This is a genomic window from Catenulispora sp. GAS73 (assembly GCF_041262085.1).
Classification (GTDB): Bacteria; Actinomycetota; Actinomycetes; order Streptomycetales; family Catenulisporaceae; genus Catenulispora.
Map to the genome: position 1 here is coordinate 120,606 of NZ_JBGCCM010000026.1, position 17,282 is coordinate 137,887.

Annotated in this window: 7 protein-coding genes; all 7 read left to right on the top strand. The window is 71.7% G+C overall.

The window, feature by feature from the left end:
* Window positions 1-46 precede the first annotated feature (46 nt).
* The 7 genes from ABH935_RS33760 to ABH935_RS33790 all read left to right on the top strand — a co-directional run bounded on the left by ABH935_RS33760 (window position 47) and on the right by ABH935_RS33790 (window position 17,255).
* Complete coding sequence (locus ABH935_RS33760) at window positions 47-3,586, top strand: CHAT domain-containing protein (RefSeq protein WP_370382010.1); 3,540 nt, start codon at window positions 47-49, stop codon at window positions 3,584-3,586.
* Between the two features lie 275 nt (window positions 3,587-3,861).
* A complete protein-coding gene (locus tag ABH935_RS33765; RefSeq protein ID WP_370382011.1) occupies window positions 3,862-5,190 on the top strand; it encodes a hypothetical protein in 1,329 nt (442 codons plus the stop codon).
* Window positions 5,191-5,377: 187 nt separating this feature from the next.
* On the top strand, window positions 5,378-6,112 hold the full coding sequence (locus ABH935_RS33770) for a 4Fe-4S single cluster domain-containing protein (protein ID WP_370382012.1): 735 nt from the start codon (window positions 5,378-5,380) through the stop codon (window positions 6,110-6,112).
* Window positions 6,097-9,909 (top strand): AAA family ATPase, encoded by a 3,813-nt coding sequence (locus ABH935_RS33775; RefSeq protein ID WP_370382013.1) that lies wholly within the window; start codon window positions 6,097-6,099, stop codon window positions 9,907-9,909. The genes ABH935_RS33770 and ABH935_RS33775 overlap by 16 nt, the downstream gene beginning before the upstream one ends.
* A gap of 429 nt (window positions 9,910-10,338) precedes the next feature.
* Window positions 10,339-11,367 (top strand): hypothetical protein, encoded by a 1,029-nt coding sequence (locus ABH935_RS33780; RefSeq protein WP_370382014.1) that lies wholly within the window; start codon window positions 10,339-10,341, stop codon window positions 11,365-11,367.
* A 232-nt stretch (window positions 11,368-11,599) separates the two neighbouring features.
* Window positions 11,600-14,605: a helix-turn-helix transcriptional regulator gene (locus ABH935_RS33785; RefSeq protein ID WP_370382015.1), complete on the top strand. Its 3,006-nt coding sequence runs from the start codon at window positions 11,600-11,602 to the stop codon at window positions 14,603-14,605.
* A gap of 85 nt (window positions 14,606-14,690) precedes the next feature.
* On the top strand, window positions 14,691-17,255 hold the full coding sequence (locus ABH935_RS33790; protein ID WP_370382016.1) for a caspase family protein: 2,565 nt from the start codon (window positions 14,691-14,693) through the stop codon (window positions 17,253-17,255).
* Window positions 17,256-17,282 lie beyond the last annotated feature (27 nt).

Genomic DNA, 17,282 nt, shown 5'->3' on the forward strand with positions numbered 1-17,282 from the left:
GACCGGAAACGGTCCGCCGCCCTTTTCAGTCCGTCAGACTGAGGTCATGGACCACCAGGACCCGTCAAACCTGCGTGAGGAAGTACAAAACCTGCTGCCCCGAGCGGCGGCCCTGGTCACCGCGAGATCTTCGACGGCACCGCCGTCGGCCCCCGACCTTGACCGGATGATCGAGGAGGCCTCCGGGCTCGAACTGCGCGCGAGCGCCTTGCTCGCCGATGACGACGCGTCGCTGGGAGCGCTGCGGGTGGCGCTGGGCGCGTTGCACGCGTTCCGGGGCAACCGCTTCGGGTGGACGGATGCGAATCGGGCGGAGGCCCTGCGCTGTTTCCGGGCCGGGCGCGCCGGCGGACACCTGACCGCCGAGTCCGACCTGGAGGCGATGCTGCTGTTCGCGGTGATGCTCCTGCCCGCCAACGTGGCGGACTTCGGGCCGGACGCGACCGGCAAGCTGGGCTCGATGCTGGCTCTGATCCGAGAGATGCAGGAGAGCGGGCCGATCGTCAACGACCTCCACGAGTTGCGCGAACTCATCGAGGAAATCGTCGCTGCTCACCCGGACGATCCGCGCGCCGCCAAGTTGCAGTCCTTCAGCATGACGCTGAACGTCTGGTTGCAGCTGCTGCGGGATCCCTCGAACGTCACGACGGCCGCCATGCGCGAGCACATCGACGAGCTGCCCGTCCAGCCGACCGGCCAGCTCGGTGCGATCCTGAGCGAGCTGATGAAGCAGGCTGAGACCCTGGAGCGGCGCCAAGCTCCCGAGGCGGCAAATCCGCCGGCGGTCCCGGAGACACCGTCGCACGCCGACCAGAGCATGCCCTGGGACGATCTGGCCATCCTGATCGAGATGTGCGTGCCCGGGGCGCTCGATCCGGCTGAGTTCAAAACCCGGATCAGCAGCTACGAGGCCGACGGCACGAGCCGGAGTCTGGGCATCGCCGCGTTCGGCCGGCTCGCCATGGCAGTGCGCACGAATGATCCCCGTGAGGTGGATCAGGCCCTGCGGAACCTGCGGGAGGTAATGGACAGTCCGGAGGCCGGCGAGATGTCCTGGCTCCTCACCTCGGTCTATCCCAGCCTGCTGTCGTGGTCGGCATCTTCCTATGGCAACAGGCAGGACGAGGCGAAGGCCTTGGGACTGCTGGGACTGCTGCAAGGTGACGGACTCAAGACGTCGGATCCAGAGCTCGACGAGATCAGTCTGGTGAGCGGAAATCTCGGGCAGAGCCTACGGACCTCCGAAGCCATCGAATCCGAGGACGAAGCAGCTCTGGGAAGACTTGTCGCAGAGTTGAGTCAAGCCGGTCCGACCTCGGAGGCCTTTGCCGAGTGGCAGTTTCTCCAACCGATGCAGCAGGCGCTCGCGAAGCTTGCCTTGGCGGTGCGCCGTCACGACAGGGATATGGCCCGCGAGGCCTATGCGCATATCCAGGTCGCACGTGAGAAGCCGATGCCGGAGGCTGTGCGCCCGCACATGGACAGCCTCGCGTCGTTGGCACACATGATCCTTGGCGCACTCGAGAATCGGCCCGTGGAGGTCGGGAAGGCAGTCGACAGCGCGCGCAGCTTGCTGACGACAGACCTGGTCTCCTACGACGGGGCGGTCCAGGCCCGGATGCTGCTCGCGTCCGGGCTGATGGCGCAGTACCTCCTTCTCAGCGACGGCCCCGCGAAGGCGAAGTTCCTCGGTGAGGCGATCGATGCGCTCGAACAGGCGAAGGATCTGCTCACCGAGCGCACCGGCACGCAGATCGCCAGCCGTGTTCTGTGGAGCTTGGCAGAGGCGCTGCGGAACCGGCGTGACGCCGCGCTGCGCGACAACCGCCGGGCGGTGGCGCTGACGCGAGAGTCGTTGGAGCTGGTGGCCGGGGACGTGCTGTTGCAGCTCGGGGCCGAGCACGGGTTGCAGGCGGCGCGGACCGGGGCTCTTCGCGGGTTGCGAGCGGCGGGCTGGGCGTTGGAGGAGCACCGCGTCGAAGACGCGATCGAGGTGCTGGAGCTGGGACGAGGCCTCGTCCTGCGGGCCACGGCGACCGCCGGGACAGTGCCGGACCGTCTGCGTGCGGTCGGTGAGGCGGAGCTCGCCGAGCAGTGGGAGCGCTCCGGCGCGGGATCCGGGAACGATGCCGGCGGGGTCAGCGAAGTCGGCGGGGCGAGCGCGGCGGTGCCCGGTGCGGACGCCGTCCAGTTCAACCTGCCCAGCGATCTGAGGCGTCGCGCGCTGGAAGCCTTGCGCGCGCCGCGTGCGGCTTCATCGGCTTCAGCGGCCTCAGCGGCTGCCGAACCGGAGCCGGGCTCGGACTCCCAGCCGCAGCGCGATCTGCTCGTGGTGCCGACGCTGGCGCAGATCGTCGGACACCTCGATCGGGCCGGTCTGGATGCGCTGGTCTACCTCCTGCCCGGCACCGACGGCGTGGCCGGCAAGGCCCTGATGATCCTCCGGAACGGCGCCACTCGGGAGTTGCCGCTCAGCAGCCTGGGCAAGGTGGACGACTATCTTGACCAGTCGGCCAGGCGGTATCAGCGGTTGCGGGGTCAGGAGCCGACGCGGGATCTCAAGCCCGAGCCGCGCTGGGAGCTCTCGTTGGACGAGCTCTGCATTTGGGCCGGAACCGCCGTGCTGAACCGGGTCATCGCGGCGCTGCCTTTCGTGCCCACGCCGGAAGCGCCGGGCCGGGTCGTGCTCATCCCCTGCGGCCGGCTCGGTCTGGTGCCCTGGCACGCGGCGCTGATCTCCCCCAGGCCGTCCACGGCCGGGCTGTCCCGGCCGCCGCGCGCCTGCGACGTGCTCGTCGTGTCGTATGCGGCGTCGGCGGATGAGCTGGTGCGCAGTCTGTCCAGGCGCAGGACGCCGTATGCCGCCGATCCGGTCCTGGTCGTGGATCCCAGCAGGACCCTGCGTTACGCCAAGGAGGAGGCCGTCACGCTGCGTCGGACCTACTTGCCCGCGGCCCGGCTCATGGGGTCGGTGGAGGGCCAGGAGGTTGAGGCCCCGGGGACGCCTGAGCAGGTGCAGGCGGCGTTGACCGGCGACAGCGGCCGGGAGCCGGCGTCGATGGTGCAGATCATCGCGCACGGTACCGCGAGCTCGCGGCCGACCGCCTCGCGGCTGCTGCTGGCGCGGCCGGATGAGGCGGAGGAAGAGTCTGAAGGCGACACAGGACCCGAATACCTCACGGTGGCCGAGATCGTGGACGCCTCCCGCCCCGGCACGCGGGATCGCTTCTCCTCGCTGGTCGTCCTCGACTGTTGTGAGACCGACCTGAGCAACCGCGACCACGACGAGGCGTTGACCCTCACCACGGCGTTCGTGGCGCGGGGCGCGACCGACGTGATCGGCTCCCGGTGGGCCGTCGACGACTGGGCGACCGCGGTCTGCATGGTCGTCTTCCATCACTACCTCGCGGTCGGCGACCGCACTCCGGCCGAAGCCCTGCGCGCGGCGCAGCGCTGGATGCTGGACACCGATCGCGAGGCGATTCCAGCGGTGCGCGAGCTTCTGCTCCAGGAGAATCGGACGCCGCTGGACGATGTCTCGAAGTGGGCTCCGTTCATCCACCAGGGCAACGCAGGGCTTTCATAAAGCCTTGACAGCCTAACGGCTTCAGACCGCCCCTCACCTCGTCGACCACCTGGTCGGCGAGGTGTTGTCTTTCGCGCCGCTCCTTCTCGTCCGTCAGTAATCCAGCGCACGGCGTCGCTCGATGACAGCCGGGCCCGGGACGGAGGAGAGAACGTGATGAGGCTGCGGCCCCGCAACCCCTGGGAGGTCCCGGCGGCGCGCGAGCTGCGTGTCGGGTTCCAGCACTGACCGCTCTGGACCGGCTCTGTCCGTCATATCCAAACGGGAGGGAATGTATGAGTTCCGGAGGAATCCTCATCGCGCCGCCGGCCGTGGCCGCCGCGGCGGCAGCGGCCACGGTGCTGACCGCGGGTGCAGCCGCGGTGCTGGTGGCACGCGCGGCGAACATGGCGGCCGAGGCCGCGTTCCGTGCGGTCGGCGACTACGGGGCCCGGCTGGAGGACATCGCCGCCGCGCAGTCCGACGCCGAGATCTCGCGGCGGATCTGGGGCGTGGTGGCGGCGGACGCGGCCGAGCTGAACAGCCGTATCAGTGCCCTGCGGGCGCGGGCCACCAAGGCCGGCGTCGAGGTCGACCTCCCGGCGCCGCTGAGCATCTCCGGCTGCACCGCGGCCGAGGCGTCGCGGCGTACCGAGCTGACGGCGCAGCTGGTGGCCCGGGCGCAGGAGGCGGTGCGGGTCGCGGTGGCCGGCGACGAGGCCCGTCATCTGGGCGCGTATCTGCCGCAGTACGTCCTGGCCCGGCCGGATGCCGCCAAGGCGCTGAAGGAGTACCAGGAGCTGCTGCAGAAACAGCGCGGGCAGAGCGCCACGGCCGCGGTCGCCACCGAGACGCCGATGAAGCCGACGCCGGCGGACGTCAAGGCGGTCCTGGAGACCCTGGACCCGGACGCCGACGAGCGGGAGCACCGGGAAGTGCTGGCCGCCGCGGCGTGTGTCGCGCAGGACGACGCCCGGGAGGCGCGGTCGTACCTGGAGAGCCTGCGGGCCAAGGTGACCGCGGTGAACGCGGCGGCCTCCCGGCGCCGGCTGGCCGGGCAGTGGCTGGTGGTGCTGGAAGAGCAGTCGGCCCTGGGCGATCCCCCGACGCCGTTCTCCGGCACGGCCGCGAAGCTGCGGGCCGTGGTGGCCGGCGACCGCGACCTGAGCGCGGATCTGCGCGCTGAGGGCGCCGAGGCCGCCGAGTGGGCCGCCGCGCAGGCGCGCTGCCACTTCGTCGAGGGCCTGATGCGCTCCTGCCTGACCGATCTGGGCTATTCGCTGGAGTCGGAGTTCGACGTGCGGCACTCGGCCGAGCTGCGGCTGGCCCGGCCGGACTGGGGCGCGGAGCACTCGGCGGAGATCTGGATCGACAGCCACGGCGCTGTGCACGGCCGGGTCGTCCGCGCGCACGCCCTGGACGGCGACGAGGCCGCGGCCCGGGAGCGGGAGCGCTGCGTCGACTTCAACGCCGACATCCGGACGCTGGGCAGCCGGCTCGGCGCGGCCGTGGTCACCGACGAGGGCTATGTGCCGCAGGGCTTCGAAGGGGACGCGCCCAGCGGAGACGTCGCGCAGCCCGGGCCCGGGTACCACGCCCCGAGGCCGATGAAGGGGGCACGGTGATGAGCTCCGCCGCGGCCGCCGGCCAGTTCGCCCATCAGGTCGTCCGTCAGCACTACCACGATGACCCGTCGCCGAACGGGGAGGGGACGATCGGCGGCGTCACCGGGGGGAACGGTCCCGGGCCGGCGTCTGACGACGCTCTGGTCCGGGACCGGTCCCGGTGCGGGTGCGGCCTGAGGACCCCGGCATGAGCGCCCCGGCCCTCCGGATCAGCCGGAGCCACTATCCCGTCACCGCCCTCGGCCCCGGAATCCGCCTCGGGGTATGGGTGCAGGGATGCCCGCTGGCCTGCAAGGGCTGCATGTCCCGGGACACCTGGGACGCAGAGGGCGGCGTCGAAGTCGCCGTCGAGGATCTGGTCGACCGCTGGCGCACGGCGCTGGCCGACGGGGCCACCGGGCTGACCGTCAGCGGCGGCGAGCCGCTGGAGCAAGCTGGGTCGCTCGCGGAGTTTCTGCGGCGCGCGGCGGAGGTCCGTGCCGAGGTCCGTACTGACGGCGCCGCTGCGGCGGCGGCCGGCTACGGCGAGGCCGACATCCTGCTGTACACCGGGTACGAACTCGACGAGCTCGACGAGGAACGGCTGGCCGCGACGCGGTATGCGGACGCGCTGATCACCGGACGTTACGAGGCCGGGCAGCCGACCGATCTGGTGTGGCGCGGCTCGGCGAACCAACAGCTGCGGCCGCTCACCGAGTTGGGGCGTCGGCGCTACGCGATCTCCGTGGACAAGCATGTCGCGGCTCCCCCGTTGCAACTGCGGGTGGACGAATCAGGGGTCTGGGTCATCGGGGTGCCCCGAACCGGCACGTTGAGCCGTATCGATCGGACGCTGCGGCAGGCCGGGTTGGTCGTGGACGGGGTCACCTGGCGGGCATCCGGCGAGAAGGAAGGCGAGGTGCTGCCATGTCCGAACGACTGACGCGCTTCGAGGGCTTCCGGGAGTCGGCGCGTGCCCGGATGACGGATGCGCTCGCGCAGGAGCTGACCGTGCTGTGGAACCGGGCCACCGCCGCCGGGGTCGAACCCGAGCGGATGGCCGCGGCGCTGGAGACTTGGCGCGGCCGGATCCAGCGGGTCGCGCGGGGCAAGGTCGGCGGGGCGGCCACATTCGTCAGCCGGACCGCCGAACTCGGGCAGCTCGTCGATCTGGCGCGCCAGGCCGGATCAGGGCAGGCTGCCACGGCGATCATCGCCGGTGAGGCGGGGGTCGGGAAGACGCGGTTGATCACCGAGTTCACCGAGCGGGCTCGCCACGACCTCAACGCGCACGTGCTGTCGGGTTCGTGCGTCAAGCTCGGGGACGGGGTCGTCCCGTACGCGCCGCTGGTCGAGTCGCTGCGTGCGCTGCTCTGGGAGCAGGGCCCTGAGACGGTGCGGCAGGCGGCCGGGCCGGCGTGGAACGATCTGGCCGATCTGGTCTCTGACGGCGCCGATCGCGCTACTCCTGCCGGGCCTGATGTGGGTGTGCCGGGACGTATGCGGATCTTCAGCGCCGTACGGCGGATGCTGGAACGGCTCGGCACGACCGCGCCGGTGGTGCTGGTCTTCGAGGACCTGCACTGGGCTGACCAATCGACACTGGATCTGGTCTCCTATCTGACACGCACCATGGCCGGCGAACGGACGCTGTTGGCGTGCAGCCACCGGTCCGCGTTGCCGGCCGGGCACCGGCTGCGGAGAATGCTGGCCGAGCCCGGGTTCGGGCCGCGCGTGACGAGTATGGAGCTGCCGCGGTTCACCGAGGCGGAGCTGTCCTTGTTCCTCGACGAGTTCGCGCCGCTGGATCGGGACGCGGCGCGGCGGTACCACGAAGTCTCCGACGGCAACGTGTTCTTCGCCGAGCAGTTGGCGGTGTCCGGGGTGCTGAGCGGGTCGGCTGACTCGGTCGAGGAGCCCGTGCCACGGTCCGTCGAGGAACTGGTGCTGGCTCGGGTTTCTGGGCTCAGCACGGCGGCTCGGCGCGTCCTGCGGGTCGCGTCGGCGGCGCGACGGGCCGACGATCGGCTGCTGGAGGCTGTAAGCGGACTGGAGTCCGACGTCCTCGACGAGGCGCTGAACGAGTGTCAGGACCAGGGCATGCTGGTCCTGGACGCGGTCGAGGGTCGGTACGTCGTGCCGCACGCGCTGCTCGGCGCGGCGGTCTACAAGGCGATGGCTCCGCGAGAGCGGCGGCGGCTGCACGGTGAGGTGGCTCAGGCGCTGGCTGCGGGCGCCGGGGGTGCTTTCGCCCGGGACTGGGGCGTCGTGGTGGAGCTCGCCCACCACTGGTATCGCGCGCGCCGGTATCCGGAGGCGCTGGTCGCGGCCGTGCGGGCCGGGGAGACGACGATGCGGGTGCGGGGCTTTCATGAGGCGGCGAGCCACTATCGGCGTGCACTGATTTTGTGGGACCAGGTGGCCGAGCCGGAGGAGGCGGCTCGCTGTTCGCGTGAGCAGATTCTCCTCGCGCTGGCGGATGCGGCGCGGTGGGCCGGGCACGTCGGGCAGGCCGTCGCGCATGTGCAGGAGGCGGTCGACGCCGCGGGGCCGCATGCGAACCCGCGGCGGTTGGGCGAGTTGTACGAGCGGCTGGGCAGCTATCAGCGGGAGGCGCGGTTGGTGCGGGAGGCGCGGGAGGCGCCCGAGGACGGGCATGCGTACGCCGAGGCTGTGCGGTTGTTGGCGCAGGCCGCGCCGGGTGAGGCGGTGTATGCGCGGGCGTTGTCCGGGCTGGCGATGGCCGAGGTGCGGGCGGGGGCGTACGACATGGCGTTGGATCGTGCGCAGGAGGCGGTCGTGCTCGCTCACGACTGCGGCGACGCCGGTGCGGAGAACAGGGCGCTGAACGCGGCCGGCGTGGCGCTGGCCGTCAGCGGCCGGACGGCGGAGAGCGAGCCGGTGCTGCGGCGGGCGCTGGACGTCGCGGACCGCGCCGATCGGTTAGAGGACGTACTGCGCACCTACAGCAATCTCGCGCGGGCGCTCGCGTTCGCCGGCGACACGGCCGGCTCGGCCGACCAGGCGCGCGCCGGGCTGCGCCGCGCCCAGGCGCTGGGGCTCGCGGGCACGCGGCTCGGCGGCGCGCTGGCCGGCAACGCGGGCTCGTCGCTGATGCTGCTGGGGCACTGGAACGAGGCCACGGACCTGCTGAACGAGGCACTGGCGGACCGCCCGCACGCCGAGAACAGCGCGCGCCTGCGCCTGACGCTGGCCGGGATCGAGGTGGAACGCGGCCGCTTCGCCGACGCCGAGCGCCTGATCGACGAGCTGCGCGGGCAGCAGCAGAGCAGCGACCCGTGGCTCACCGCGGCCCTGCACGCGTGCGAGGCGGAACTGTGGTGCTGGCGCGGGCAGCCGGTGCGCGCTTACGGGACGGCGTTCCAGGGCTTGGAGACCACGGACAACGCACTGATGCGCCTACGGCTGTGCGCGGTGGGGCTCCGAGCCGCAGCCGACCACCGCCTCCGGCGCTCGGGCGGGGTTCTGGTGGCGGGCGCCGATCTGGTCGACCTCGCCACGGAGGAGGCCGCGACCCTGCCCGAGACGGCGGTGGTGCAGCTGCTGCGGCGCCAGTGCGAGGCCGAGGACCGCAGGGCGTCGAGGGCGGACTCGGCGGAGGATTGGGCCGCGGTCGCCGCGGGTTGGGACGGGGTCGAGCGGCCGTATCCGGCGGCGTACGCACGCTGGCGGCAGGCAGGCGCGGCGGCGCGGGACGGCGTGGCGGGAGCAGCGGCGACTGCGATTCAGGCCACTGAGGCTGCGGGGCGGCTCGGGGCGGAGCCTTTGCGTGCTGAGGCGGCGCGGTTGGTGGCGCGCCTGGGGGGCGATGCCGCGGGCAGGCATACGAGCGGCGACATCGCAGGCGGCGAAGGTGCGGGTGGCAGCAGCGGCGCGGCAGGCAGCGCTAGCTCAGCAGGCGGCGGCACAGCCAGCGGCGGCTCGGCGAGGGGTGGCGCACCCGGCAGCATGGTGGCCGACAGCGGCGCGGCAGGCGGCGGCGCGGCAGACAGCGCTGGCTCAGCAGGCGGCGGCACAGCCAGCGGCGGCTCGGCGAGGGGTGGCGCACCCGGCAGCATGGTGGCCGACAGCGGCGCGGCAGGCGGCGGCGCGGCCGACAGCGCTAGCTCAACAGGCCGCGGCTCAGACAACACCGGTGCTGCGAACAGTGGCGCGGCAGGCAGCGCTAGCTCGGCGAGCAGTGGCGTACCCAGCAGCAGCGCGGCAGGCAGCGGCGTAACGAGCGGTGTCGCGGCCCACGATGGCGCGGCAGGCAGCGCTAGTTCGGGGAGCAGTGGCGTACCCAGCAGCAGGGCGGCCGACAGCGGCGCGGCAGGTAGCGGCGTAACGGGTGGTGTCGCGGCGAGCGGTGGCGCGCCAGGGGGCACAGGCGCTGGCGGCAGCACAGCCAACACCGCAGCGGCGCGTGGTGTTGCGGCAGGCGATCGCGCGGCGGGCAGCGCTGCTGCATCGGCCGGCAGCCGTGCCGCGGCAGGCGGTAGTGCGGTGCCCGCGGTGGTGCCGGAGCTCGGCATCGTGGCGCTGACTCCGCGGGAAGCCGATGTGCTGCGGCTGCTGGCCACCGGGTGCTCCAACCGGGAGATCGGTAGTCGGTTCCGGCTGGCCGAGGGCACTGTGGCCACGCATGTGCATCGCATTATGCGCAAGCTCGGGGTGCAGAACCGGACTGAGGCGGCGTTGTGGGCCGTCAGGAATGGGCTCGGTGCGGGGGGCGAATAGGTGGGGTTCTGGCGGCGCCGCTTCGGCCACGGTGGTCCGGGCGGCGCCGATTCCTGTCGCGTCCGTCAGGGTCACAGGGTGCTGAGTGCGGGTGTGGATGCCTCGGTGTGCGGGGTAATGGTTCTGTCCACTCCGGTGGCCGCCGAGGTCGCGTGGGGTAATGGATTCTCAGCGATCGGGCTCTCAGGGCCCTGGGTCGCCGGGCCCGGGCGCCTGGCACGTACATAGTTATTAGTGTCTTTCTTCTTACCGCTAGCCGCGATAGCGCGCGGTTCCTTACCGTGAAATCGCCTCGGGAAACACGAATTCCGAGTCCCGACTTCCGGACCTTTCCTGCTGATCACACGCGCTCCGCCGCAGGTACGGCGCGCGATTTCGGCATCCGTGAAACGGCCTCGCGGGAGCGGTAGATGAAGAAAGGGACGCGGCATGGCCGACGAGAACCCGGTACGAGAAAAGGTCGAAGAGGAAATCAAGAAGGCAGCTCGGGAGGGACAGTTGTCCGGCTATATGGCGGAGCACGCGGACGCTGCCGACCCGGTCCTGTACCGCTTCGTCGCAGACGTCGTCTTCGACCGCCTGACGCGCCGGCTGGAGCGGGGGCGGGGACACCACCGGTGTGCCGCGGGCGCTGCCTTTCTGCTGCCCGAGTGTCATGATCGTTTTCAGGACGATGTGGAAGCCGCTCTTCTCGATCTGTTGAAGCATGCTGACAAGCGGATTGAGAACCTCGGCGGCTGGATAGCCTCGCGGCTGAACGCCGTCACTGTAGATGCGAATCGTAAAAGGCGCGGAATTCGGGGCGCGCAACAACGACCTCGACTGCCCCTGTGGCTACGCGACGCCCTGGGCGGCGACCCTTGGCTGCTTGACCTGGCCCTTGACGTCCTCACCTGGGTCGGAGTGCCGAACGTCGCTCCCGGAGGGCTGTGGCCGCTGGGGACGTGGGCGGACCGGCGCGCGGCGGCCACCGGCGATCCGGGCGTCACCGAGCGGCAGGTCGCGATGGACGTCGAGCGCGTGCTGGCGGCTATGAAGCAGAATCCTGCCTGGTTCGACCTCTTCGTCGAACGCCCCCTGGGGCATAAGCAGGCGCCTCTTATGTGCGCCCCGCGCACCGACGGCGACGCCGAGCGCGAGCCGGACTACGTCTCCTGCGGCGGCCCGGACCAGTCGGCCGAGGCCGAGCTGCACGAGCTGGCCGCCCGCGTGATCGACCAGGTCGAGGCCCGCCTGCTGGCCGGCGACGACCCGCACGCCGCCGTCGCGGGCATCCTCACCGAGGTCTTCCACGGCGGCACCGGCTCCGATCTCCTCGACCGCACCCCCGGCAGCGCCCCCGACCTCGACGAGCGCGTGGCCCGGATGATCGAGGACCCCGAGGCCCTGGCCCGCGTGACCCAGGTGCTGCTGGAGATTCTGCTCGAAGCGCTGGCACAGGACGAAGAAGACACGTGAGGCCGCCGACGCCCCTCGTAGCACCGGTGGCGTGCCGCCACAGTCCGCCACAGTCCGTCGGAGCCGGTCGGCGTCGCAGAGTCCTGCGGTCGTGAGGAAAACCTCCCAGCTCGACCGGCCAGCCTATCGTCGGCGGAGCGGCGTGAGGCCGAATGTCCAGCATCTCCTTCAAGGGAAACCAGAATCCGTCATTGGGTACCGGCGTCCGCCGTGGTCGCGCCACAATGACGCCATGACGGCCGAACGATTCGTCGGACGCGACCATGAACTCCAGCAGCTGCGGGGCCTGCTCGATCAGGCGGCCGCCGGGCGGGCCGGCACGGTCGTCCTGGGCGGTGAGGCCGGGGTCGGGAAGAGCCGGCTGCTGGCGCAGTTCGTCGCGGAGGCGGAGAAGGACCACCAGGCACACGTGCTGCGCGGGGCCTGCATCGAGCTCGGTGGCGGCCTGATCCCGTACGCGCCGCTGGTCGAGTCGCTGCGGATGCTGGTGCGCGAGCGCGGCGAGGACGAGATCCGGGCCGCGATCACCGATTCCACCTGGAACGACCTGGAGCACCTGGTCTCCGACTTCACCGGGACGGCGGCCGCCACGGCGGACGTGGCGCCGTCCGGATCCGGGCAGCTGCGGGTCTTCGGCGCGGTCCTCAGGATGCTGGAACACCTCGGGAAAAGCGCACCGGTCGTGCTGGTCTTCGAGGACATGCACTGGGCCGACCAGTCCACGCTGGACCTGGTCTCGTTCCTCGCCCGGCGGCTGTCGAGCGAGCGGGCGTTACTGGTGTGCAGCCACCGCTCGGTCCTGGTGCCGGGGCACGCGTTGCGGGTCCTGCTGGCCGAGCCGGAGTTCAAACGGCACGTTCATCCAGTGGCGCTGCCCTCCTTCACCGAGCTCGATCTCAGGGATTTCATCGGCGCGCTCTTCCCCGACGCGGCCACGCCGCCGGACCGGGACCTGGTGCGGCGCTGCCACCGGTTGTCCGGCGGCAACGCCTACTTCGCCGAGCAGCTGCTGCTCTCCGGGGCGCTGACCGATCCGAACGCCCGCCGGGTCCCGGAGTCCATCAATGAACTGATGCTCGCCCGCATCGCCGCGCTCAGCGAGCCGGCCCGGCAGGTGATGCGGGTCGCGGCGGCCGCCGCCCGGCGGCTGGACGACCGGCTGCTGGAGGCGGTCTGCGGGCTGCCGTCCGACGTGCTCGACAGCGCCCTGCGCGAGTGCCGCAACCAGGGCATGCTCGTCGTCGACCAGATCGAGCAGGAGTCCTACGCCATCCAGCACGCGCTGCTCAGCGAGGCCGTCTACCAGCAGATGGGCATCGGCGAGCGCCGGCGGCTGCACACGAAGATGGCCGAGGCACTGACCGAGGCACTGACCGAGGACGTGGCGCTGGGGCTGGCGCACGGCTGGGGCGCCGAGGTCGAGCTGGCGCACCACTGGTTCCACACCGATCACCGGGCCGAGGCGCTGGCCACGGCGGTGCGGGCGGGCAAGGCCACGATGCGGGTGCGGGCGTTCCACGAGGCGGAGAGCCAGTACGGACGGGTGCTGGACGAGCTGTGGGCCAGGGTCCCGGACCCGGAGGTGGCCGCGGGCCGCTCCTACGTGGACCTACTCGACGCCGCAGCGGCCGCCTCGCGCTGGGCCGGGCATGTGCCGCAGGCGGTCGCCCGGCTGCGCAAGGCGATCGACACGGTCGCTGGCCGACACGATCCGGGCCGGCTCGGCGAGTTGTACGAACGCCTCGGCAGCTACCACTGGGAGAACGGAGCGGTCGTCGAGGGCCGGTCGGCATACACCGACGCCGTGCGCTTGTTGGAGGCGGCCGCCCCTGAGGGCGCGGCGCATGCCCGGGCGCTGGTCGGGTTGGCGATGGCGGAGATCCGGGCCGGTTCCTACCAGGCCGCGCTGGACCGGTCCGAGCGGGCGGTCGAGCTGGCCGAGACCGCGGGCGACGCGGCGGCCAAGGGCCGGGCGCTGAACGCCGTGGGCTTGGCGTTGTCCTTCCTCGGACGCGTCGCGGACGGCGAGCCCCGGCTGCGGCAGGCCGTGGAGCTGGCCGACCAGGAGGACCATCTGGAAGGGCTGCTGGGCGCGTACGGCAATCTCGCCGTAGGGCTGGAGCTGGCCGGGGATCTGGACGGCTCGGTCGAGGCCGCGCGCACCGGCCTGCGGCGCGCCCAGGCGATCGGGGTGACCGAACTACGGTTGGTAATCGTCCTGGCGAACAACGCCGCCGCGTCGCTGATGCTGCTGGGCCGGTGGGACGAGGCCGGCGAGGTCCTCGCGCAGGCGATGGCCGACCGGCCGCGGCTGGAGCTGAGCGCTTATCTGCGGCTCACCGTCGCCGAGTTCGACGTGGCCCGCGGCGAGTACGCCGAAGCCGAGCGGCTGATGTCCGAGGTCGGCGGCCAGGGCATCACCGACACGCGGTTCGTCGCCGCGTGGCACACGTGCCAGGCGGAACTGCGGTGTTGGAAGGAGGAGCCGTCGCAGGCCCTGGACGCGGTACGCAGCGGTCTGGCCGCGGTCGCGGACACCGAGAACGTGCTCGTCCGGCTGCGCCTGTACTCGGTCGGCCTGCGAGCCGCGGCGGACCGGGCCGCGCGCGCCGCCGAGGCGGGCGCGCAGATCTCCGACGCCGCCGAACTCGGCGCGGAATTGATCGCCGCCGCCGAACAGCAGGCCGCCGCCAGGCCCGCGAGCCACGAGGAGCAGATCCTGCTCCAGCTGTGCCGGGCCGAGTACCACCGGACGCTCGGCGACGACACGGTCCCGCTGTGGGACGGCGTCGCGAAGTCGTGGGCGGAGATCGGCCGTCCGTACCCGATGGCGTACGCGCGCTGGCGACAGGCCGCCGCGGCCCTGGCCGCCGGGGACGAGGAGGCCGCGGCCGTCGCGGTTGCGGAGGCGAGGGACACGGCGACGCGTTTGGGGGCCGAGCCGCTGAAGGACGCGGTGGAGAAGCTGAACACTGATTCGGTGTCTGAGTCTCAGTCCCAGCCTCAGCCTCAGCCTCAGCCTCCGGAGCCGGATTCGCGGCCGTACGGCCTGACGAAGCGGGAGTGGGAGATCTTGCGGATTCTGGTCACGAAGGCCGCCACCAACCGCCAGATCGCCAGAGAGTTCGGCATCGAGGAGAGCACCGTCGCGACCCACGTGTATCGCATCTGTCGCAAGCTCGACGTCCAGAGCCGGACCGAGGCGACCGTGATCGCCCTGAGAACCGGCTTGTTCTGACGCGGCGCCCGTCGGCGGGCCCTGAGACGGGGTCCGTCATGTATTCGTTGCACTTGTTGTTTCCGCACGCGACAAAGGACACGCCATGCCTGGAAGAGCACTGCTGATCGGCGGCGCCCTCGAACAACTCACCGGTGTCGACAACGACATCGCGGCGATGAAGGAAGCGTTGGAGGAGCGCGGGCTGACCGTGGAGCCGGAGTTCGTCCTCACCGGGAAGAGCGCGACCCGGGCCGCGATCCTGGACGCCTATGAGCGCTTGATATCCCTGGCCGTGCCCGGGGAGCCGTCGGTGGTCTACTACAGCGGGCACGGCGGCCGGGCGCTGCCGCCGCCGGCCGCGGCTTCTGCGGCCTCCGCGGCGGCCGAGCCCGAACCGGAGCCGATGGACTTGCAGTTCATCGTCCCCTACGACTTCGACCAGTCCGGGCCGGGCGATTTCCGCGGGATCACGTCGGTGGAGCTGTCGGTTCTGCAGAGCCGGCTGACCGAGCGGACCGACAACGTGGTGTCGATCTTCGACTGCTGCCATTCCAGCCGCATGTCGCGTATCCAGTTCAAGCCGAAGCGCACCGGCCACGTGACCAGTTACGAGGAGTTGAGCTCGCACATCGCGCGGATGGAAGCCGAGGGGCTGCGCTCCGGCCTCGCACGCTCGGCCGGGAACCACCGAGCCGTGCGGATCGTGGCCTGTGCGCCGGAAGAGCTGGCGTACGAGTACCCCGGTGTCGGCGGCAAGCGGATCGGCATCATGACCGAAGCCCTCACGATGGCACTGCACGCCGCGGGCCAGGAGAAGGTCAGCTGGGCGAGTCTGCTCGACGGCGTCCGTTTCCGGGTCTCCACCCTGGTCTTCGGCCAGCGTCCCGAAGCCGAGGGCCCGTCCCGCCGACTGCTGTTCGAGACGACCGAGGACGACCACCTCGACTCGCTCCCGGTGCGGGACATCGGCGGCAGCCGCCTCCAGCTCGATTGCGCGCCGCTGCTCGGCGTGCGCCTGGGCGACGTCTTCGCGATCGTGTCGCCGTCCGAGGACACGATCGGCGAGCTGACGGTGGACGCGGTCGGGCCGCTGTTCGCCCAGGGGCCGCTGACCTTCGTGAACGGGGCCACGCCGGTGCCGACGGGTTCGCGGGCGGTGCGGGTGAAGGCGTCGGCGCCCAAACTCGTCGTGTCGATACCCACCGATGCCCCGCACAGTACGGAACTGCGGAGCGCGGTGCAGAACTCCGCCCTGCTCCGGGTCGCCGAGGGCGACGAGCCGTTCGCCGCCCAACTGTGGATCGACGAGGACGGCGGCGTGACGGTGGCCGACCGCGTGGGTGCGCTGCACGCGCCGCGGCCCGGCACCGCGGCCGCCCGCGCCAACGCGGTCAGCGACTTGGAACGGCTGGCCCGGGCCGAGGCGCTGCGCACCTTGGACGCCGACTCCAGCTGGGCGCTCGGTGCGAAGGTCACGTACGAGTGGGGCCTGGTGGAGGACGGTCGGCGCCGGCCGTCGCCCGATGCCGGCGCGGTCGTCCGGACGGGTCAGAAGGTGTACATCAGTGTCCGCACCCACAACGACGCTCCCGTGTACGTCACGCTGGTGGACATCGGCGTCGCCGGCGGCGTCACGGTCCTGACCCAGTTCGCGCCGTCCGGATTCCGCCTGTCGCTCGATGATCAGCAGGAGTACGTGTTCGGCTACGAACCAGTGCGGCGCGTCCTCGAAGGAGCGGCCCTGGACTGGCCGAGCGGTCTGGCCCCGGTGAATTCCCGGACCGAGACGGTGCTCGCCTTCGTGACGGAGCAGCCCCAGGATTTTAGCGCCCTGATACAGCACGAGATCACATCGCGGTTGCCCGGTGCCCCGATCTCGCCGCTGACCGCGGTGGTGGACCAGGTCGCCGCCGGAGGCGACCGGGACCTGCCCGGCGCCCGCGGCGTGGCCGGCCGTTACGACGTCCGGAAGATCGACTTCGAGCTCGAACCGGCCTCCGGCCCCGGCTTCCTGGTCGAGGAGGTGTCGGTCCCGGGGCCCGCCGGTCTGCTGCCGCGCGACACGGTCAGGCCGACCGGGCCGACCGGGCCGACCGTGCCGACCGCGGTGGCGGTCCGGCTCGACGAGCTGGTGATCCACCGCAACCGGGCCCGGTTCGGCGGGACCGACGTCCGGGTCGACGCGATCGTGCTGACCGGGGCCGAGGGCTCGCCGCAGCCCGCCTTCCGGGCGCGGACCCAGCGGTTCTCGCGGATCCGGGACGGCGAGCCGCTGCCACTGGACCGGATGCTCGTCTTCCACGGCCCGGTGGTGGACTATCTCGACATCGCGCTGTGGGTGTCCCGGGACAGCGACGGTGCCGTGGACCTCGGCGAGCTGCTGAGCGACGAGGTCTCCGCCTTCGAGATGCAGGAGGCGCTGGCGAAGGCGGGCGGGGCGATGACCGGGCTGCCCTACGCCGCCGCGGCGGCGGCCATGGTGGGCGTCGGCGCGATCGTGGTGAACGTCGCCTACCGGCTGCTGCGCGGCACGGTCAGCGACGTCATCGGGCTCTACCGGGGCTCCAGGCTCGCCGCCGAGGCGTTCGGCGTCGGGCGCCACCCCGCCGAGGGCGCACGGCGGGTCCAGGACTTCTCCCTGGCCTACAGCATCGACGACGTGTCCTGAACACCCGGTCCGTCAGGTAGTCGGCGG